Source organism: Pseudoalteromonas sp. S1612, from assembly GCF_005887175.1.
GTDB lineage: Bacteria > Pseudomonadota > Gammaproteobacteria > Enterobacterales > Alteromonadaceae > Pseudoalteromonas > Pseudoalteromonas undina.
Window position 1 is genome coordinate 1 of record NZ_PNDH01000132.1, and the last position, 357, is coordinate 357.

Below are 357 nucleotides of genomic sequence, written 5' to 3' on the forward strand. Positions count from 1 at the left end.
TAACGGATTTGTAGATTGGTACAACGATGAGCACTTGCACAGCGGTATTAAATTTGTCACGCCAAACCAGCGCCATTTAGGATTAGATAAACCGATACTAGCGAAACGTCATCGGGTAAATGAAATGGCGAAATTACAGAATCCAAGTCGTTGGTCAGGAAAGTCTAGAGATTGGACAATGATCAATGAAGTAAATTTGAATCCAGAGAAAAAAGAAGAAGTGCGGGCGGCATAAAATTTAACTTGATGCGACAACTAACTTGAAAAACTCCGCTCCAGATCAGTCATGAAGGTGCGAATCCATAAGCGGCCTGAGGTAGCTCCGCACTTTGAGCCGGGAGTGAAGCTCGCTGGGAT

General features: G+C 44.0%; 1 pseudogene. It reads left to right on the forward strand.

Features of this window, described 5'->3' with window-relative positions:
• A pseudogene (locus CWB78_RS18830) lies at positions 1-235 on the forward strand (IS3 family transposase); the annotation flags it as partial.
• Positions 236-357 lie beyond the last annotated feature (122 nt).